This window comes from Rhodoferax ferrireducens (assembly GCF_049302455.1).
Lineage (GTDB): Bacteria > Pseudomonadota > Gammaproteobacteria > Burkholderiales > Burkholderiaceae_C > Rhodoferax > Rhodoferax ferrireducens_B.
The window spans coordinates 14,228-33,150 of sequence record NZ_JBAQMD010000059.1; the positions used below are offsets into that span (position 1 = coordinate 14,228).

An 18,923-nucleotide genomic window follows, 5' to 3' on the forward strand; every position below is an offset into this window, starting at 1 on the left:
TAGAGGCACGGTTTTTTTACTTGCCACCCTCGGCCAGCCAACGCACCAGTGCCGTGGCGGATTCGAGGCTCAAGCGCTCGTGGGCGTCGATGTGGCCGAACATTTCACCGGCGCGGTATTTGTCGACAAATTTCTGTTGCGCCGCCGGGTCACCCTTGTACTTGCCCAGCTTCTCTGCCAGGCGTTCGATACTGGGCGCTTCATCACGCAAATGGGCCCCATGGCAGTTGTAGCAACCATGATCGACGGCAAGTTGGGCGCTGGCGTTCGCCGCCACGGGCCACGCCACGGCCAGCAGCAGGGCGCTGGCGCAAAATGTTCTGGTGTACAAGGCGTGACGCATGAGTTGTCCTTTGGATTTGAAACCCGCGCAATGGCATCCCGAAACGGAACGCGCAGGCAAGTTTAAGCGCGTATTTCGCCGTCGCCCAGCACCACGTACTTGAGTGAGGTCAGGCCTTCAATGCCGACCGGGCCGCGGGCGTGAAATTTATCGGTGCTGATGCCAATCTCGGCCCCCAGGCCGTACTCGAAGCCGTCGGCAAAGCGCGTGCTGGTGTTGACCATGACGCTGGCGGAGTCCACCTCGCGCAAAAACTGTTGGGCGTGCATGTGGTCGCGCGTCAGGATGGCATCGGTGTGGTGGCTCGAATAGCGGTTGATATGGGCAATGGCCTCGTCGACACCGGCCACCACCTTGATGCTGATGATCGGCGCCAGGTATTCCTCGAACCAGTCCGACTCTTGCGCCAACACCAGCACCGGCTTGAGTTCTGCTACTGAATCGATAGCGTCATACCCAATATTCACGGGGGCTACAGGCTGATTTGCCTCAAATATTGCGAGCGCCTGCGGGTCGCAGCGCATCTCCACCCCCTTGGCGGCGTAGACCCGGCCAATCAGGGGCAAAAACTCAGCCGCCACAGAGCGCGCCACCAGCAGGCTCTCGGTCGCGTTGCAGGGGCTGTATTTGTTGGTCTTGGCGTTGTCGGCCACCTTGACCGCCATGGCGATGTCGCACGGGTCGTCCACGTAGGTGTGGCAATTGCCATCCAGGTGTTTGATCACCGGCACCTTGGCGTCGCGGCTGATGCGCTCGATCAGGCCCTTGCCGCCGCGCGGAATGATCACATCGACATACTGCGGCATGGTGATGAGCTGGCCCACCACGGCGCGGTCGGTGGTTTGCACCAGTTGCACCGCCTCCGCAGGCAAGCCGCTCTCAGTCAAAGCCTGCTGCACCAGCCGGGCCAGCGCCTTGTTCGACTCGATCGCCTCCGAGCCGCCCCGCAAGATGCAGGCGTTGCCGCTCTTGATCGACAGACTGGCGGCCTCAATCGTCACGTTGGGGCGGCTCTCAAAAATCATGCCAAACACACCAATCGGCACCCGCATCTGCCCGACGCGGATGCCGCTGGGCTGCTGTTTCATGCCGATGATCTCGCCAATCACATCGGCCATGCCGGCCAGTTGCTCGCAGCCCTGGGCGCAGGTCTCGATGACTTGAGGGCTCAGTTTCAGCCGGTCCACCAGGGGCGCGGCCAGCCCGGATTGAGCAGCACGCTCAATGTCCCTGGCGTTGTCGATCTGCAGCGCGTCCACATTGGCGCGCAGCAGCCCGGCGAGCTTGCGAAGCGCTGCGTTTTTGGTCGCTGTTGGCGCCTGCGCCATCAGGGCTGAAGCCTGTTTTGCCTTCAAACCAAGGGCGTTGGCGTAGTCGGTCGTGTTGAGTGGAATCATGTACTTTTTTAGCGGCTCAAATTCGGCTTTTGATCGGGCGAGCCATACAAACACAGGCGCGGGTCGCAGGGGTGCATTTTGGCAGAGTTGCAAACCACTCGGTTCGAACCGGTCGGCCCATGCCTTCACCGACACCCAGGCGATCCGGCGGATCGATCCATCAGGCGGGCCCCGCCATGGGATAAAAGCCCGTCAGACGCTGCGCGCCCAAGGCCCCAGCGTTAATTTTTCCAACAAGTGGATTTGACGTTCGAATTTGGCCCAGCCCAGCAAAGACTGCTCGATGAGCCCGACTCGCACCCCGGCGGCGTACTGCGCGCGGGCCAGGTCAAATGGCAAGCCCTGGAGAAGTGTCAGTGTGCGACCCCAACTGGCCGCTGTTTCGCCTGGCTTTGGAAGGCAGTTCATGGCAAGCCTCCTCACGGCATCACGGTGCCAAAAATCAGACTGCGCGCGTTGGCGCGGGATGCAGCGTCAAGCAGACGCATACGACGCTCGAGGTCATACACGTCGGCCGATCGGGCAAGGTACGCATCGTCAAGGTCTTTTTGGCCCTTGATGATGGGAATCAGAGCTTTGATACGCTCTATCAGTTTGGACATGGTAAGTCCTCTTGAAGTTGACAGGTTCGTATTATAAGGGTTTACCCTTAGTTGTGCGACTGTCTGGGTTTTCGGGACGCTGTGCCCGACGCTTTAGCGCTTGCCCGGCACGCGGGCGCATTCGCGGCACAAATCAAACGCCAGCTGTTGCAACGCAGCCCAGGGCTCCGTGGGCCAGTCGGGGGACTTGAGGCCTTTGACCACGCCGTCGACCTGGTGCGCCGCCCGCAGCAAGCTTGCCAGCGCAGCATCACCCAGGCGCGGCAGCACGCGTTCAAACAAACGCTCGCGCGTGCCCCACACGCGCTGCTCGCGCAAGGCCATCGGCAGGGGGCTTCCACGGTTCATCGCATCTTTGACACGTTTCAAGGCGCGTATGTCCTCGGCCAGGGTGTAATGCACCAGCACCGCCGCCTCACCCTCGGCTTGCAAGCCGTCCAGCATGCGCTGCACGCGAATGACCTGGCCCGCCAGCACGGCGTCCGACAGTTTGAACACGTCGTAGCGCGCCACGTTGAGCACGGCGTTCTCAATCTGGTCAAACGTCAGCTCGCCGGGCGGATACAACAGGGCCAGTTTCTGGATTTCCTGATGCGCTGCCAGCAAATTGCCTTCCACCCGGTCGGCAAAAAACTGCAAGCTGTGCTGACCAGCTTCACCGGCGGCCACACGCTGGCCTTGAACGGCCAGGCGCTGCGCAATCCACGCCGGCAAGGCATTGCGCTCAACCGGCTCCACCGCCAGCGTGATGCCAAAACTCTCCAGCGCGCCAAACCAGGCGCTACCTTTGCCCAGCTTGTCGAGCCGCGGCAGCATGACAAGGGTCAGGGTCGACTCGTTGCCGCGCGCTTGTTCGGCCAGTTGCTGCAGCGCCGCGCCGCCCTCCTTGCCGGGTTTGCCGGAGGGAATACGCAACTCGATGATCTGCTTGTCAGCGAACAAGCTCAGGGAGCCGCCGGCCGCCAGCACTTCGCTCCAGTCAAAGTGCGCCCCGGCCACCGTGTGCGAACTGCGCTCGGTAAAGCCCTGGGTGCGGGCGAACGCGCGAATAGCGTCCGCCGCCTCCTGGACCAGCAGCGGCTCGTCGCCATGCACGGTGTACAGGCTTTTCAGGCCTTTCTGCAAGTGGTTGGCGAGTTGGTGAGGGGCGAGCTGCATGAAGGTTCAAATATCCTGGGTGGGTTGTCTCATCGGGCCAGTTTCTCGTCTCTCCCATCGCTTGAGAACAGAAACCCAAGCTCGCTTCGCCTGGCGGCGGGCGGCGCCCCCCACTACTTGATGGCTGCCAGACGGCGCATCAATTGTTGCACCATGTCGGACTGCATGTCACGGTACAACAGAACTTCCTCGGCTTCTTTGGCCAGCACGGCTGATTCACTGAAACTCATATCGCGTTGCTGCACAATTTCGGCCGGCGGCGTCAGCTCATCGCCGTCGCGGTTGCGGACTCGAAACTTCACCCGGATGCGCAACTGAAACTCACGCACCTGGCCCGAGCTGCTGACCCCGACCACCGTTTTTTCACGCTGCTCCTGCAGGATATCGAGTACCACCTGCGCCTGGCTGATCGGCTCATGGGGCGCCAGCACCCGCACCGAATCGCCAAATGAACGGCGCAACTCGATGGCCAGCGGGCCACCCGGATTGGGCATGATCGCCAGGGTCTGAAAGGTGTAGGTTTGCGCCCCGCGCAGCTTGAACCCGCAGCCTCCCATCAACAAACCGGCCAACCCCAGCAGCGCGACAGCAGAACGACGTTTCATAGAAATTGACTCATACCACCAGATTCACCAGCCGCCCCGGCACCACGATGACCTTCTTGGGCGTCGCCCCGTTGGCCAGCTTGCGGAAGACCTCGCTGTCGATGGCCGCCAGTTCGATCTCGACCTTGGAGGCGCCCGCCGACACCACAATGGCACCTCTGAGCTTGCCGTTGATCTGCAACATCAGTTCAACCTCATCCTGCAACAACGCCAGTTCGTCCACCTGGGGCCAGGGTGCATCGAGCAGGTCGCCCAGGGTGCCGGCATAGCCCAAACCCTGCCACAGGCTGTGCGCGATGTGTGGCGTGGCCGGGTACAGGCAGCGCAGCAGGATGCCAAAGCCCTCTATCAGCGCCACTTGCGCACCGCCTGAGTCGGTGGCTTTGAAGTTCTCCAGCGCATTGATCATCTTCATCGCACCGGAGACCACGGTGTTGTACTGCATACGCTGGTAGTCGTAATCCACCTGTTTCAGCACGGTGTGGATTTCCAGCCGCAGGACTTTTGCTTCCTTGCTGAAATTTATATCGTTTAGAGCTGTAGCCCCCGTCGTACTTGCATCAACTGCTATCATATCAATAGTAGACAGTTTAATGCCGAAGTTCCAGACCCGGCGCAGGAAGCGGTAGCTGCCTTCGACCGCCGCGTCGTTCCACTCCAGCGTGGCCTCGGGCGGCGCGGTGAACATGGTGTACAGACGGGCGGTGTCGGCGCCATACCTTTCGATCAGGTCTTGCGGGTCCACGCCGTTGTTTTTCGACTTGGACATGGTGCCGATGCCCTCGTAGTCGACCAGCGTGCCAGCGGGCAAGTTGCCCACGGCGATTTTCAGCTTGGCAGCCACCACCTTGCCGGTCTCATCGGACACGTTTTCAACATCGTTCGGCCAGAAATAATCTTTGGCCCCGTTCTCACCTTTGCGTGAGTAAATATGGTTGAGCACCATGCCTTGCGTGAGCAGTTTGGTGAACGGTTCATCGACCTTGACCAGCCCCAGGTCGCGCATGACCTTGGTCCAGAAGCGCGCATACAGCAGATGCAGGATGGCGTGCTCGATGCCGCCGATGTACTGGTCCATCGGCATCCAGTAAGTCGCACCCTCGCCGACCATCGCCTGCTCATTCTTCGGGTCGCAGTAACGCATGAAGTACCACGAGCTGTCCACAAAGGTGTCCATGGTGTCGGTCTCACGCCGCGCACTGGCGCCGCAAATGGGGCAGACCACACCCGCGTGGAAGCCTTCGTGCTTGTGCAAGGGGTTGCCGGAGCCATCGGGCACGCAGTCCTGCGGCAACACCACCGGCAGATCTTTTTCGGGCACCGGCACGGCGCCGTGTTCGGGGCAGTGAATGATGGGGATCGGTGTGCCCCAGTAGCGCTGGCGGCTCACACCCCAGTCGCGCAGGCGCCAGGTGGTTTTTTTCTCACCCAGACCCAGCGCCGCCAGCTTGTGCGCCACCGCCTCCACCGCTTGCTTGAACGACATGCCACTGAAACTGCCGGAGTTGATGGCCACGCCACGCTGCTTGTCGGCGTACCAGTCCTGCCAGTGGTCGTAATCAAACTGCTCGCCGTCCACCTGCACCACCTGCTTGATCGGCAGCCCGTACTTTTTGGCAAAGGCGAAGTCACGCTCGTCATGCGCGGGCACGCCCATGACAGCGCCGTCGCCATAACTCATCAACACGTAGTTGCCAACCCACACCGCCACCGGCAATCGGGTCAGCGGATGGGTGACGACCAGCCCGGTGTCCAGGCCTTTTTTCTCCTGCGTGGCGAGCTCGGCCTCGGTGGTGCCGCCGGTCTTGCATTCCTCGATGAAGGCGGCCAGCGCCGGGTTGCCCCTGGCGGCGTGCACCGCCAGCGGATGCTCGGGCGCCACGGCGCAAAACGTCACACCCTTGATGGTGTCGGGCCGGGTGGTGAAGACATACATGCGGCCGTCGTCAATCAGCGCGCCGGACGCGTCGCGGATGTCATGGGTGAAGGCAAAGCGCACGCCCTCACTCTTGCCGATCCAGTTTTCCTGCATCAGCTTGACGCGCTCGGGCCATCCCGGCAAACCGGTCTGCACCTGCCCCAGCAACCCCTCGGCGTAGTCGGTGATCTTGAGGTAGTAGCCCGGAATCTCGCGCTTTTCAACCGTCGCCCCGGTGCGCCAGCCCTTGCCGTCGATCACCTGCTCGTTGGCCAGCACGGTCTGGTCGACCGGGTCCCAGTTGACGACCTGGGTCTTGCGGTAGGCAATGCCTTTGTCCAGCATCTTCAAAAACAGCCACTGATTCCATTTGTAATAACTGGGATCGCAGGTGGCAACCTCGCGGCTCCAGTCGATCGCCAGCCCCATGGCCTGCATCTGCTGCTTCATGTAGGCAATGTTCTCGTACGTCCATTGGGCCGGTGGCACACCGTTTTTCAGCGCGGCGTTCTCGGCCGGCAGGCCAAAGGCGTCCCAGCCCATGGGCATCAACACGTTGTAGCCGTTCATGCGCAGGTAGCGCGTGAGCATGTCGTTGATGGTGTAGTTGCGCACATGGCCCATGTGTAACTTGCCACTGGGGTAAGGCAGCATGGAGCAGGCGTAAAACTTCTTTTTCAACGAGTCTTCGGTGACGCGGTAGGCATCCATCGCCGTCCAATGACCTTGGGCGGCTTGTTCGATGTCGAGAGGGGTGTATTTTTCTTGCATTGGGTTTCACTCTGGCGATCACGGGATCGCAAGCCATCGATTTTAGGGCGCCACCGGCGGCTTGGGATCGGTCACAAAACCAATCCGGTTCAATCCTGCTTTTTGGGCAATGCCCATGACGTCAACGATACGGCCGTAGGGTACCGCGGTATCGGCACGCAACTGCACTTCAAGGTCGGGGTTGAGCCTGGCGGTTTGCGCCAGCTGGGTCGCCAACTCGGTCAGCGTTAGCGCCTGGTCATCCAAAAAGGTTTGCCCGGATCTGTCCACCACCACGGTCACGAACTTCGGTGCCACGCCGACCGGGCTGGCCTGGGCTTTGGGCAGGTCCAGTTGGATGGAACTCGCCAGCAGCGGCGCGGTGATGATGAAAATCACCACCAGCACCAGCATCACGTCGACCAGCGGCGTCATGTTGATCTCGCTCATCGGCTTGGAGCCGGGTGTGCGCTCTAGACGGCCAAACGACATCGCCGTATCCAGGCCACGGCCTAAACCTGCCAAACCGGCTGGGAGCCCGCCAGTTCCCGCAGATCACGCGCAAAGCCTTCAAGCTGCGCCTCAATGCGCCCGATCACGCGGCCCAGCACGTTGTAACCCAGCACCGCCGGAATCGCCACCGCCAGACCCGCGGCGGTCATGATCAGCGCTTCGCCGACGGGGCCGGAGATTTTGCCGATCGTCACCTGCCCGGCGTTTGCAATGCCAATGAGGGCGTGGTAGATACCCCAGACCGTGCCCAGCAGGCCCACAAACGGCGCCGTGGCGCCCACCGTGGCGAGCAACACCTGACCGTAATGAAGCTTGGTCAGGGCCGCGTGCAGCGCATCGCGCAGCACCCGGGTCAGTTGCGGGGACTTGTCCCCGGCGCTAGAGAGCGTCCCGTTTGCTTCCAATTTTGTGGCAACAACAAGAGGAATGACGAGGGCTTCACGGTCAAACGCCTGCAACTTGTGCAGCGCCTCTGCGACCGATATGGAGCTCCAGAAGGCGGCAAGGCTGCGCGCCACGTCACCGCTGGCGCGGCGCAACAACCACGATTTCCACACAATAACAACCCAACTGCCCACCGACATGACCAAGAGCAGCAGCGCCACACCCCGGGTGAGGGCGTCGCCCTGCCAAAACAACTGGGCCGCGTTCATTTCAGGTTCAGTACGTCAGCCATGTCGTACAAACCTGCTTTTTGTTGACTTAGAAAACGCAGCGCGCGCAAGCTGCCCTGCGCATAGGTGACACGGCTGGACGATTTGTGGCTGATCTCAATACGCTCGCCAATACCGGCAAACAGCACGGTGTGGTCCCCCACAATGTCGCCGCCGCGAATGGTGGCAAAACCAATCGAGGACGGGTCACGTTCACCGGTGACGCCCTGGCGCGCATAGACGGCGCAACTTTGCAGGTCGCGCCCGAGTGCGCCGGCCACCACCTCGCCCATTTTGAGCGCCGTGCCGGACGGGGCATCGACCTTGTGGCGGTGATGCGCCTCGATGATTTCAATGTCATAACCCGTGGCCAGCGCCTTGGCTGCCATTTCCAGCAGCTTGAGCGTGACGTTGACCCCCACGCTCATATTGGGCGCCATCACAATGGCAATATCGCGCGCGGCCGCGGCGATCTCGGCCTTTTGCGCGTCGCTGAAGCCGGTGGTGCCAATCACCACGTTGACACCCAACTCACGGCACATACGCACATGGGTCAGCGTGCCTTCAGGCCGGGTGAAATCAATCAGGGTCTGGGCCTCTTTGAGACCGACGGTCAAATCAGCGGTGATCGCAACGCCGCTGGTCTGGCCCAAAAATGCCATCGCATCCGTACCCAGGGCGGGGCTGGCCAGCACGTCCAGCGCGCCGGTCAGTTCACAGTCAGGGGCACTCTTGACGGCTTCGATCAGCATCTGGCCCATGCGGCCAGAGGCACCCGCGATGGCCACACGATGGGTCAGGTTTTGAGTCATGGTCGCGAACGCTGAAAAGGCGGGAAAGATTGGAAAGACTGGCTTAGCGGGCCACCGGTTCCAGCGGCGGATAGCTCGCGGGCAGCGGCGGCAGCGGCTTTGGCTCGACCGCTTTTATCGGGGCCGGCGCCGCCGTCAAACTCTCTGGCGGCATTTCCAGCACCGGCACTTTGCCGGCTTGCCGTCCTGAATCGAGCGAGGCCACGAACTCGGCTTCGGTCGGCAAGGCATCAGCCTCGATGCGCTCCAGCGCATCATCCTTGAAAAACACGGTGACTTTGCGCTCCTGTGGCGCTACGCCCTGGCGTTTGAAAGTGAAGACATAGTCCCAGCGGTCAGCGTGGAAGACGCTGGTCAACAAGGGCGTGCCCAGAATATCGCGGACCTGCACCCGGCTCATGCCCGGTGTGACCGCAGCGGCCTGCTCCTGGGACACAAAATTACCTTGAACGATGTCAATTTTGTAGGGCGTCACGATACTGGCGATGCGGGTGCTGGCGCCATTCAGACTGCCACAAGCCACCAGGCTGGCGCTGGCGGCAAAAATCAGACCCAAACGGGTAGCAAGACGTTGAAGATCAGTCATGAGGTGGTGTGGGGTGTGGCGATATGATCGGGCCATTGTACCGGCTGTGCCTGCAGGATCGACCTGGCAGCCGGCAAGACTGAGACCCGCCATGACCAAGATCGATGAACTCAAAAGTACCGGCCTGAAGGCCACGCTACCCCGGTTGAAAATACTGGAAATATTCCACAAGGGCGGGCAACGGCACATGACGGCCGAGGACGTGTTTCGCGTCTTGCTGGAGGAGCGCTCGGATGTCGGCTTGGCCACGGTGTACCGTGTGCTGGCCCAGTTCGAGCAAGCCGACATCCTGATCCGGAGCCATTTTGAGAGCGGCCGCGCGGTCTATGAGCTCAACGAGGGGCAGCACCATGACCATCTGGTGTGCCTGGATTGCGGCAAAGTGGAAGAGTTTTATGACCCGGAAATCGAAAAACGCCAGCGCGCGGTCGCCAAGGCCAAAGGATTTGCCATTGCCGACCATGCCTTGAGTCTTTATGCCCATTGCACCCGGGAGCAGTGTCCCAATCGTCCCGCGTCGACCGACGCCCAGGATTAACCAACGACGACAGCGCCGCACCGGCCCATCAGCGGGCCCGCTTCATTCGCTCAGTTTCATGGCCTTGCGGTGACGCTCGACGAATTCCTGGTAAGTGTCGATGCCGCGCAATTGCAGAATGGTGTTGCGCACGGCAGCTTCTACCAGCACCGCAATATTGCGACCCGCCACCACCTGGATCACCACTTTGCGCACCGGCACATCAAGCACATCCTGGGTCAGCGGCTCATAGGGAATGCGTTCATAGTCGCGCTCCATCGTTTCCCGGCGCACCAGATGCACGATGAGCTTGAGCCGCATGCGCCGTCGCACGGCGGTTTCGCCAAAGATGCCCCGGATATCGAGCAGCCCAATGCCCCGCACTTCCAGCAGGTTCATCAGCAACTCGGGGCAGCGGCCCTCGATCGTGTCCTGATTGATGCGGTACAGGTCGACCGCATCGTCGGCCACCAGACCATTGCCGCGCGAGATCAGCTCCAGGCCCAGCTCACTTTTGCCAAGCCCCGATTCCCCGGTGATCAGCACGCCCAAGCCCAGAATATCCATGAACACGCCGTGCATCGTGATGCGGTCGGCAAAATATTTGGACAAGTAGGCGCGCAGCACATCAATCACGAACGCCGATGAGCTCTCGGTGGCGAACATCGGAATCTGGGCCCGTTCACACATCGACAACAGGGCTTGCGGCGCATCCTGCCCGTCGGCCAGAATCAGTACCGGCGGCTCCAGCGTGACAATGCGGGAAATCCGGCGTGCGCAGTCGTCCGGCGTCGAGTTGGTGAGATAGGCAATCTCGCGCTGGCCCAAGATCTGGATGCGATAGGGATGGATGTAATTGAGGTGACCCACCAGATCAGCGCCGGAGCGCGCGGCACGCACCGCCACCTCGTCGAAGCGGCGCTCCGAGGCACCCAGTCCCGCCAGCCACTCCCATTTCAGGGTGGCACGAAACTCGTCAAAAAGCACATCGGCACTGACAACGTTAGGCTTCACACGGCATCCAGTGGATCAGGTCGACACCCTGGCCAGGGCATCAGGCCACCTGGGCCGATTGCCATTTGACAATGAACTCATGCAGTTCCGCCGCGCTGCTACTCACAGCCATTTTTTCCCGCAAGGTCGCGTCGCTGAGCATTTCGGCTATTTCCGAGAGGATTTCCAGATGCTTTTGCGTCGCCGACTCGGGCACCAGCAGAAAAATCAGCAAATTGACCGGTTGCTCGTCAGGCGCATCAAAGCCAATCGGATGGGCCAATTGCAGCACGGCGGCCATGGGCGTCTTCAGGCCCTTGATGCGGCCATGCGGAATGGCAACGCCGTGCCCCAGGCCGGTGGAGCCCAGCCGCTCGCGCGAGAACAGGCTGTCGGTGACCAGTGAACGGCTGAGGCCATGCAGGTTTTCGAACAGCAAACCCGCTTCTTCAAAAGCTCTTTTTTTGCTGGTGGCATCAACCTGCACAAGCACCTGTGCAAGGGGGAGGATGGCTGCGAGTCGATTCATAATTTAGGGGGGAATTATGCCCACATCCGGATTGAACCCAAAAAAAACCGCCCGGCAGAGCAGGCGGCTGGGACTGATCTCAGGCCGGTGGCCTCACATCAGTCGTTTCGGCGCTTCGTGATGGTGATCCTGCAAACGCCCTTTGTGGCGGACAACCTGACGATCGAGTTTGTCCACCAGCTCATCCACGGCAGCGTACAAATCGGCATGTGAGCTCTCGGCAAACATGTCTGTCCCCTTGACATGAATATTGCACTCGGCGCGCTGCCTTAAATCTTTTTCGGTTTGCTTTTCCACGGTGAGCAGAACTTTGACATCGACCACCTGGTCAAAATGCCGCTTGATCCGGTCCAGCTTGCTGGTAACGTAACTGCGCAAGGCCGGTGTGACCTCGAGGTGATGACCGCTGATCGTCAAATTCATAAATAATCTCCTGTTACTCTCAGGGTTGAAACGGTTGCCGGCGCCATGCAAACAACACAAAAAATCAAGAAAAAAATAGACGCCGACGGATTCACTATGCCCCCGCCTTGGCGGAAAAGCAAATCCTTTTTATTTACTTTTTTTGTATCAAGCCGCAAAAAATGATCTATGTCCCATTGAAATGAACAAGCAACGACACACGGCACCGGCGGGATTGGCACCATGAGCCGCGCCAGCAAAAACGCCACCGGCGATTCTTTTTTTGCCTGGGATGGCGATGTTCTGGTGATCAATATTCTGGGCAAGCCCAGCGCCAGCAAGGACGCCGTCGGCAAACCCTTTGGCAAGCAACTCAAGGTCAGCGTCGCGGCGGCACCGGTGGCGGGCCGGGCGACCGATCACATGGTGCGCTTCCTGGCCGTCCAGTTTGGCGTCAGCGCCTCTGACATTGAAGTGGTGTTTGGCCGCATGAATGTCAACAAGCAGGTGCGCATCAAAGCACCCACAAGGTTGCCGGCGGTATTTGCGCAGGGCTCCTTGCTGATGGACGACGATGAGGGAAAATAGCGGCGGTGGGTTCAGAGGCAGCGTCAGCAGGCGCTGACCATGACCGCACCCGCGCGCTGGAACTTTGCCGATTAGCCTGACTCACATGTTGTAATGAATTGCCTGAAATTACCCCATCGTCTTATTTTTGCTACTTTATTTGTAGCATTCTGTACAATAACGACGGGGGCTAGAGGCCAAAATACCTCTCAATCCGTGGTCAACACCGAACAGGTGCGGGCCGAGTTGATGGTGCAGGCCCCGGATGGCGCCGACGCGGGAAAATCGGTCTGGCTGGGTCTGCAATTGACGCACCTGCCGGAGTGGCACACCTACTGGAAAAACCCGGGTGACTCCGGCTTGCCCACCACGCTGCAATGGACGCTGCCCGCAGGCGTGACAGCGGGCGAGATCGCCTGGCCCTTGCCCAAAAAGATCCCGCTTGGCAACCTGGCCAATTACGGCTATGACGGCACGGTGCTGCTGCCGGTTCCACTGACCATCACGCCCGCGTTCAAGCCGTCGCTGCTGAGCAGCGGCCTCGAAATCAAACTCAAGGCCACTTGGCTGGTCTGCCGGCTCGAATGCGTGCCGCAAGACGGCGAATTTGTCCTGAACGTGCCGGTGCGCGGCTCCACCGCGCTCAATAGCGCGGCTTTTGCCGCCAGCCTCAAGGCCCAGCCTGCCGCGCTCGAAGGCGACAGCCGGGTGGCGGTGGATGGCAAGCAGCTCAAGCTGACCGTGGTCGGCTTGTCGCCGACGCTGCGTGGCAAACAGTTGGAGTTCTTCCCGGAAACACCCGAGCTGATCGACCCTGCGGCGACCTGGTCGCAGCAATGGACAAAGAACGGGCAGAGCGACGTCTGGACCGCCAGCGTGCCTTTGTCAGGACTGCGCAGCGAGAGCCCGACGCTGATGCCTTTGGTGTTGGTGGCTGACGTCAACGGCCAGCGGCAAGGTTTTCGGGCCCAGGCCCAGGTGCTGGGCAATTGGCCACCCGTAGCGGGCGCGACCGGCAGCAGCCCGCCTGGCCCGTCTGGCCTGGCCCCGGTGCGGGTCGGCAACAGCGGCGCGACCACGGCCCCGGCTGGTCCCCAGGTTTCGTTCGGCCTGTGGGCGGCGCTGCTGGGCGCACTGCTGGGGGGCATGATCCTCAACCTGATGCCGTGTGTGTTTCCGGTGCTGGCGATCAAGGTAATGAGTTTTACCCGTCATGCCCATGACCGGCGCGGCCATCGCGTCAGCGGCCTGGCCTACAGCGCCGGTGTGGTGCTGTCGTTTCTGGCGCTGGGCGCGCTGCTGATCGGCTTGCGCAGCGCGGGCGAGCAGCTGGGCTGGGGCTTTCAGTTGCAGTCCCCGGCGGTAGTGGCGGCGCTGGCGGTGTTGTTCACCGTGATCGGGCTGAATCTGGCGGGCCTGTTTGAGTTTGGCCGCTTTTTGCCCAATGCAGTGCTGACGCTGGAAGCCAAAAACCCGGCGGTCAACGCCTTTTTGTCGGGCATGCTCGCCGTCGCCATTGCTTCGCCCTGCACCGCGCCCTTCATGGGCGCCTCGCTCGGGCTGGCGCTGGGCCTGCCGCCGCTGCAGGCCTTGCTGATTTTCATGACGCTGGGCATCGGCATGGCGCTGCCGTATCTGGCCGCCAGCCTGACCCCGGCCGTGGCGCGCTGGCTGCCGCGCCCCGGCGCTTGGATGGACACCTTCCGCCGGGCCATGGCGTTCCCGATGTTTGCCACCGTGGTCTGGCTGGTGTGGGTGCTGGGTCAACAAAGCGGCATTGACGGCGCCGCCGCCTTGCTGGCGCTGCTGGTGAGTTTGAGTCTGGTGCTTTGGTCGCTGACACTCAAGGGTCGCAGCCGGGTCGTGATAGCTACTATTTCAATAGCAACTCTCGCCCTGTTGACGGGGGCTATCGGCCAAAATGTCATCAAGATGGCAGGAGCCTCCCGGGTTGTCAGCAACAGCCGCTGGCAACTCTGGGCACCCGGGCGGGTGGAGCAAGTGCTGGCCACCGGTGCCCCGGTGTTTGTCGACTTCACAGCCGCCTGGTGCGTCACCTGTCAGTACAACGAAAAAACGACGCTGGTCAACCCCGAGGTGCTGGCCGACTTTGCGGCCAACAAGGTGACCTTGTTGCGTGCCGACTGGACCCAGCGCGACCCCGCCATCAGCGCCGCGCTGGCGCAACTCGGCCGCAGCGGGGTGCCGGTCTATGTGCTGTACCAAGATGGCCGTGCGCCCGTGGTGCTGTCTGAAATTCTGAGTGTGCAGGAGGTCCGCTCGATGCTGGCCAAGTTGAAGAGTTCATGAAGCCATGATGAGTCAAACCGAAACCATCCGCCAGATTCTGGCGACCTGCCGCACCGTCGCGGTCGTGGGCCTGTCGCCCAAGCCTGAGCGCGCCAGTTTTGAGGTGGCGCACTACATGCAGGCGCATGGCTGGCGCATCATTCCGGTCAACCCGGTCGCTGCGGCCAGCGGCTTGACCATTTTGGGCGAGCCGGTCTACGCCAGCTTGCAGGAAGCGGCGCAACACGCGTCCATTGACCTGGTCGACGTGTTTCGCAACAGTGCCGATGTGCCACCGGTTGCGCAAGAGGCCATCGCCATTGGCGCGCGGGCTTTGTGGCTGCAACTGGGCATTGAAAACGCCCAGGCCGCCGCAGCGGCCCAGGCTGCGGGCTTGTGGGTGGTGCAGAACCATTGCCTGAAGGTCGAACACGCCGCCAGCGCTTGAGAAGTCGCGCTCTGCCCGCCCCCCTCCCCGAGGCGGGCTCAGCTAAGCAAATCTTAAGCTGGCAGGGTTATCGTTTGGGCTCCTTACCCAAGAGAACGCAGCATGACAACAAAACGCCACACCCCCCATCTGCTGGCCTGCCTGGCGCTGGCATTGCCCCTGGCCGCAGCCGCCAACCCGATTCTTGAGACCTACCGGGCACAAGCCAAACAGGAAAACGCGGCTTTCAAGGACTTCACGGCGGTCGCCGGTCAAAAGCTCTACAGCACCAAAGGCGCCGAGCTGTCGTGCGCCTCGTGCCATACCGATTCGCCCAAAGCCGAGGGCAAACACGTCAAGACCAACAAGCTGATTGCACCGATGGCACCGTCGGTCAACCCCAAGCGCTTCAGTGACGCCGCCAACGTTGAAAAGTGGTTCAAGCGCAACTGCAACGACGTGCTGAGCCGCGCCTGCACGACGCAGGAAAAAGGCGACTTCATGACCTATGTGCTGTCAGTCAAGTAAAGGGCACACCATGAAACTCATCAAACCCTTACTGCTGGCCGTGCTGGCCGCCACCTCGCTCGGTGTCAGTGCCAAGTACAACGGTGAAGACCGTGGCCGCCCCAACCTGCCGTCACAGGTCAACGCCAAATGGCAGGCTGAATGCTCAGGCTGCCACATGGCTTTCCCGCCCGGCCTGCTGCCAGCCGCCTCCTGGAAAAAAATCATGAGCGGCCTGGACAAGCACTTTGGCACTGATGCGTCGCTGTCGCCTGCCGACAGCGCCGAGATCACCGACTTTCTGGTCAAGAACCCGTCCAACCGCTGGACCTCCAACGCAGCACCCCTGCGCATCACCGATGCGCAATGGTTCAAGGCCAAACACATGAGCGGCGAAATCAACCCGGCGGTCTGGAAGCGTGAGTCGGTCAAGAGCCCGGCCAACTGCGTGGCCTGCCACAGCGGTGCCGGCAAGGGTGTGTTTGACGAACACGGCATCAAGATTCCGAAGTAATTCGGCAAGCGCCGGCCTTCGTCGAAGGCTGGCGCGCCTTTTCCTCCTCCCGCCTTGCCCTCAAAGCCAGCCGCCATGCAACGGACCCTGATCTGGGACCTGCCGACCCGCCTGTTTCACTGGACCCTGGCGCTGAGCTTTGCCGGCGCCTGGCTCACCAGCGACGGCGATCAGTGGCGCGCCATCCACGTTTTTTTGGGCTACCTGATGCTCGCTCTGGTGGGCTTTCGGCTGCTGTGGGGCTTCGCGGGCTCGCATTTTTCGCGCTTTGCCAGCTTCTGGTTCGGCCCGAAAGAGGCCTTGATTTATCTGCAACAGGTCGCATCCGGCCGCGCGAAGCGCCACGTCGGGCACAACCCCACCGGCAGTCTGGCCATCTATATTCTGCTGGCCCTGGCGATGGTGGTCGGTGTCACCGGCGTCCTGACCCTGGGTGGCGATGAACAGCAAGGCATCGCGGCCGGCTGGGCCAGCTTCGCCCAAATTCAGACCATCAAGAAGCTGCATGACCTGTGTGCCACGCTGATGCTGTTGGTGGTCATGGGGCACATCACCGGCGTGGTGGTGGAAAGCGTGCTGCACAAGGAAAACCTGGCGCGGTCCATGGTCACGGGCACCAAGCTGGCTGACGCCGACACACCGGTGGCCAAACCGCACACCGGGGTGGCGTTCCTGATGCTGCTGCTGATCACCGGGTTTGCGCTCTGGTGGTTTGATTACGCGATTGACCGGCAGCTGGACAGCCAGCCAGGGCAGGTCGAATCAGTCGCTGACACCAATGAGCCTCGGGTGAAATTTGTCGGCCGCCAGTTGCCCGACAACGCCCAGTGGCGCGACGAATGCGGCAGTTGCCACGCCGTGTTCTACCCGGCCCTGCTGTCCGCGCGCTCGTGGCAAAAAATCATGGCCGAGCAAAGCCAGCACTTCGGCACCGACCTGGGGCTCGATGCCAGCACCACCGCCGCGGTGCTGGCCTTCATGACGGCGAACTCGGCCGACCAGCACAACACTGAAGCGGCGTTCAAGATCGAGCAATCGATCCCCCGGGACGCCACCCCGCTGCGCATCACCGAGACGCCTTACTGGCTGCATAAGCACCAGGAGATTGCCGCCGCCGACTGGGCTTCGGCGCTGGTGAAAAGCAAAAGCAACTGCGCCGCCTGCCACAGCGATGCCGACAAGGGTACTTTTGAAGACGCGGCCATGCAGATCCCCGGGCCGCCGCTGACCAAGCCCTGAGGGCTTTTGCGCCCCGATCCGCCGGCGATCGGGGCCGGTCCAGTGCACTGCTGTTAAGCTGCCAACCGTCTTCTCGTCCAAAATTGCGACCATGCCACCTTTCTCAGTCCAAAACAGAAAACGGGTCGGCACCTTGCTGGTGGTGCTGCAATTGGGCCTGCTGCTCGTACTGGCAGCGTTGGCGGCGCCGAATGTGATGCACGGCGCCATTCCCGCCGGCGCCTTCCTGCTGGCGGGGGCCTCCGTCGCACTCGCCGCATGGACGCTGCTTCACAACCGGCTGGGGAATTTCAACATTCACCCGACGCCCAAAGTTCACGGCATATTGGTCACGACCGGGCCGTATCGGTGGATTCGCCACCCCATGTACACGTCCGTTCTATTGGGTGGCGCCGCGCTGGCGTGGCCATCCGGTCTTCTCGTCGCCTGGGTCGCGTGGTCCGCGCTGGCCATGGTCCTGCTCCAGAAATCAAGGCTCGAAGAGCGGTGGATGTGCGAGAGACATCCCGGCTATGCCGCTTACATGTCGCGGAGCAAACGCTTCCTGCCTTGGTTGTTTTAAAAGGCCCGGGCACTCAGCACGCCAGCTCAAGCAGCGCGAGCGTTCTTTCGTCAGGCGCCCCAGCAAAAAACCGCGCCAGCGCCTGACTGAAAACCGGCTCATCCGGGGCGACCTGGGCGAAAAGCGTCATGCATGACCTGAATTTGAGGTCATCGGGTGAGCCAAAAATAGCGTGAATAGACTTGTTGCCGACCGCCAGAACGAGCTTCGTGCAGTCCTTCAGGCGCGGTCCAAGGACGGGGTGCATCCAATAAGCAAGCGCCTCGTCCCTTGACTCGATGCCAAAGTGTTTGGCAATCGGACTTCGGCCAAGCGCCTTGAGCTGAGGAAAGATGAACCACATCCAGTGGCTGGTCTTTTCCCCCGCTGCAAGCTCCTCAGAGACCGAGCGATAGACAGGGTCTTGCGCCTCTACAAAGCGCTCCAGACCGTTATGGGTCAAGTCGAATGGCATGACGGCTTACCTCCGAATAATGCGCACCGGCCAAGCTCCGCTGCTGGCTCGACCGACTTCAAGGCCGGCGAAAAGTCACTTGCTGGGACGACCAGTATCTTGAGTTCAATTGATCAAGCCTGACTTCCCCGCCCGTGGACGGCGCGTGGACAAAACGGCCAGCGCCAACATAAATGCCAGCGTGGGTGACGACGTCGCTTTGGGCAAAAAGGACCAGGTCGCCCGAGCGAATGTTGTCGCTCAATACCGGCTGACCCCAATGCTGCATCCTGGCGACGGTTCGAGGTGGCGCCAACCCTGCCCTCTTCTGGTAGATGTAGCCAATCAGTCCACTGCAGTCAAAACCCGAGTCCGGTGTGTTGCCGCCATAGCGATACGGCGTGCCGACAAGGCCGACAGCGTAAATCGTGATGTCATCGGCTTGCCCTTGCGAGATTCGCGATGGCACGTCCGGGGCCTCGCTGGAACCCAAGCCACGATGGGCCGTTGGCGAGCTCCCACAGCCCCCAAGGATTGACAGGAGCGTCAGGAAAACAGCTAAGAGGCCGAGTCTGTTGAACATAGTCACGCCGGTTGATTAAATCCA

Annotated in this window: 24 protein-coding genes; 8 read left to right on the top strand and 16 right to left on the bottom strand. The window is 61.3% G+C overall.

Annotation, left to right across the window (positions count from 1 at the left end; translation table 11 throughout):
* Positions 1–16 precede the first annotated feature (16 nt).
* From WA157_RS10450 to WA157_RS10500, 11 genes are all read right to left on the bottom strand, one after another.
* Complete coding sequence (locus WA157_RS10450; RefSeq protein WP_422620891.1) at positions 17–343, bottom strand: c-type cytochrome; 327 nt, start codon at positions 341–343, stop codon at positions 17–19.
* 62 nt (positions 344–405) lie between these two features.
* On the bottom strand, positions 406–1,740 hold the full coding sequence (locus WA157_RS10455; RefSeq protein ID WP_422620892.1) for a glutamate-5-semialdehyde dehydrogenase: 1,335 nt from the start codon (positions 1,738–1,740) through the stop codon (positions 406–408).
* Positions 1,741–1,932: 192 nt separating this feature from the next.
* Positions 1,933–2,148: a hypothetical protein gene (locus WA157_RS10460; RefSeq protein ID WP_422620893.1), complete on the bottom strand. Its 216-nt coding sequence runs from the start codon at positions 2,146–2,148 to the stop codon at positions 1,933–1,935.
* An 11-nt stretch (positions 2,149–2,159) separates the two neighbouring features.
* Positions 2,160–2,342, bottom strand: coding sequence for a DUF3563 family protein (locus tag WA157_RS10465; protein ID WP_422620894.1), 183 nt, complete (start codon positions 2,340–2,342; stop codon positions 2,160–2,162).
* A gap of 93 nt (positions 2,343–2,435) precedes the next feature.
* A complete protein-coding gene (gene holA, locus WA157_RS10470; protein ID WP_422620895.1) occupies positions 2,436–3,500 on the bottom strand; it encodes a DNA polymerase III subunit delta in 1,065 nt (354 codons plus the stop codon).
* 113 nt (positions 3,501–3,613) lie between these two features.
* Entirely contained in the window at positions 3,614–4,105 is a 492-nt protein-coding gene (gene lptE / locus WA157_RS10475) for an LPS assembly lipoprotein LptE (protein WP_422620896.1), read from the bottom strand.
* Positions 4,106–4,115: 10 nt separating this feature from the next.
* Positions 4,116–6,794 carry a leucine--tRNA ligase gene (leuS, locus tag WA157_RS10480; RefSeq protein WP_422620897.1) on the bottom strand — a complete coding sequence of 893 codons (2,679 nt, stop codon included), beginning with the start codon at positions 6,792–6,794 and terminating at the stop codon, positions 4,116–4,118.
* A gap of 42 nt (positions 6,795–6,836) precedes the next feature.
* Positions 6,837–7,265: an ExbD/TolR family protein gene (locus tag WA157_RS10485; protein WP_422620898.1), complete on the bottom strand. Its 429-nt coding sequence runs from the start codon at positions 7,263–7,265 to the stop codon at positions 6,837–6,839.
* Between the two features lie 20 nt (positions 7,266–7,285).
* Entirely contained in the window at positions 7,286–7,939 is a 654-nt protein-coding gene (locus WA157_RS10490) for a MotA/TolQ/ExbB proton channel family protein (RefSeq protein ID WP_422620899.1), read from the bottom strand.
* Complete coding sequence (dapB, locus tag WA157_RS10495; protein ID WP_422620900.1) at positions 7,936–8,751, bottom strand: 4-hydroxy-tetrahydrodipicolinate reductase; 816 nt, start codon at positions 8,749–8,751, stop codon at positions 7,936–7,938. Before dapB ends, WA157_RS10490 begins: the two co-directional genes overlap by 4 nt.
* A 43-nt stretch (positions 8,752–8,794) precedes the next feature.
* Positions 8,795–9,337: an outer membrane protein assembly factor BamE gene (locus WA157_RS10500; protein ID WP_422620901.1), complete on the bottom strand. Its 543-nt coding sequence runs from the start codon at positions 9,335–9,337 to the stop codon at positions 8,795–8,797.
* A 91-nt stretch (positions 9,338–9,428) separates the two neighbouring features.
* Here WA157_RS10500 and fur point away from each other — a divergent pair, with 91 nt between their 5' ends.
* Positions 9,429–9,875: a ferric iron uptake transcriptional regulator gene (fur, locus tag WA157_RS10505; protein ID WP_422620902.1), complete on the top strand. Its 447-nt coding sequence runs from the start codon at positions 9,429–9,431 to the stop codon at positions 9,873–9,875.
* A gap of 42 nt (positions 9,876–9,917) precedes the next feature.
* Here fur and hprK read toward each other — a convergent pair whose 3' ends face one another.
* The 3 genes from hprK to hpf all read right to left on the bottom strand — a co-directional run bounded on the left by hprK (position 9,918) and on the right by hpf (position 11,799).
* Entirely contained in the window at positions 9,918–10,868 is a 951-nt protein-coding gene (gene hprK, locus WA157_RS10510; protein ID WP_422620903.1) for an HPr(Ser) kinase/phosphatase, read from the bottom strand.
* A gap of 40 nt (positions 10,869–10,908) precedes the next feature.
* Complete coding sequence (locus WA157_RS10515) at positions 10,909–11,376, bottom strand: PTS sugar transporter subunit IIA (RefSeq protein ID WP_422620904.1); 468 nt, start codon at positions 11,374–11,376, stop codon at positions 10,909–10,911.
* Between the two features lie 93 nt (positions 11,377–11,469).
* Positions 11,470–11,799, bottom strand: a complete 330-nt coding sequence (gene hpf, locus WA157_RS10520; RefSeq protein WP_011463073.1) for a ribosome hibernation-promoting factor, HPF/YfiA family — start codon at positions 11,797–11,799, stop codon at positions 11,470–11,472.
* A gap of 222 nt (positions 11,800–12,021) precedes the next feature.
* Here hpf and WA157_RS10525 point away from each other — a divergent pair, with 222 nt between their 5' ends.
* The 7 genes from WA157_RS10525 (at position 12,022) to WA157_RS10555 (ending at position 17,883) form a co-directional block, all read left to right on the top strand.
* Positions 12,022–12,366 (top strand): DUF167 domain-containing protein, encoded by a 345-nt coding sequence (locus WA157_RS10525; protein WP_422620905.1) that lies wholly within the window; start codon positions 12,022–12,024, stop codon positions 12,364–12,366.
* A 93-nt stretch (positions 12,367–12,459) separates the two neighbouring features.
* Positions 12,460–14,655: a protein-disulfide reductase DsbD family protein gene (locus WA157_RS10530; RefSeq protein WP_422620906.1), complete on the top strand. Its 2,196-nt coding sequence runs from the start codon at positions 12,460–12,462 to the stop codon at positions 14,653–14,655.
* Positions 14,656–14,662: 7 nt separating this feature from the next.
* Positions 14,663–15,082, top strand: a complete 420-nt coding sequence (locus WA157_RS10535) for a CoA-binding protein (RefSeq protein ID WP_422620907.1) — start codon at positions 14,663–14,665, stop codon at positions 15,080–15,082.
* A 102-nt stretch (positions 15,083–15,184) separates the two neighbouring features.
* Positions 15,185–15,589: a DUF1924 domain-containing protein gene (locus tag WA157_RS10540; RefSeq protein ID WP_422620908.1), complete on the top strand. Its 405-nt coding sequence runs from the start codon at positions 15,185–15,187 to the stop codon at positions 15,587–15,589.
* A gap of 10 nt (positions 15,590–15,599) precedes the next feature.
* On the top strand, positions 15,600–16,082 hold the full coding sequence (locus tag WA157_RS10545; protein ID WP_422620909.1) for a diheme cytochrome c: 483 nt from the start codon (positions 15,600–15,602) through the stop codon (positions 16,080–16,082).
* A gap of 75 nt (positions 16,083–16,157) precedes the next feature.
* Positions 16,158–17,321, top strand: coding sequence for a cytochrome b/b6 domain-containing protein (locus WA157_RS10550; RefSeq protein WP_422620910.1), 1,164 nt, complete (start codon positions 16,158–16,160; stop codon positions 17,319–17,321).
* Positions 17,322–17,412: 91 nt separating this feature from the next.
* Complete coding sequence (locus WA157_RS10555) at positions 17,413–17,883, top strand: methyltransferase family protein (protein WP_422620911.1); 471 nt, start codon at positions 17,413–17,415, stop codon at positions 17,881–17,883.
* A 13-nt stretch (positions 17,884–17,896) separates the two neighbouring features.
* On the opposite strand, the gene WA157_RS10560 is transcribed toward WA157_RS10555, so the two are convergent.
* Together WA157_RS10560 and WA157_RS10565 are read right to left on the bottom strand one after the other, a co-directional pair.
* Positions 17,897–18,337, bottom strand: a complete 441-nt coding sequence (locus WA157_RS10560) for a DUF1810 domain-containing protein (RefSeq protein WP_422620912.1) — start codon at positions 18,335–18,337, stop codon at positions 17,897–17,899.
* Between the two features lie 58 nt (positions 18,338–18,395).
* Positions 18,396–18,899, bottom strand: coding sequence for a C40 family peptidase (locus WA157_RS10565; protein WP_422620913.1), 504 nt, complete (start codon positions 18,897–18,899; stop codon positions 18,396–18,398).
* Between the last annotated feature and the right edge of the window lie 24 nt (positions 18,900–18,923).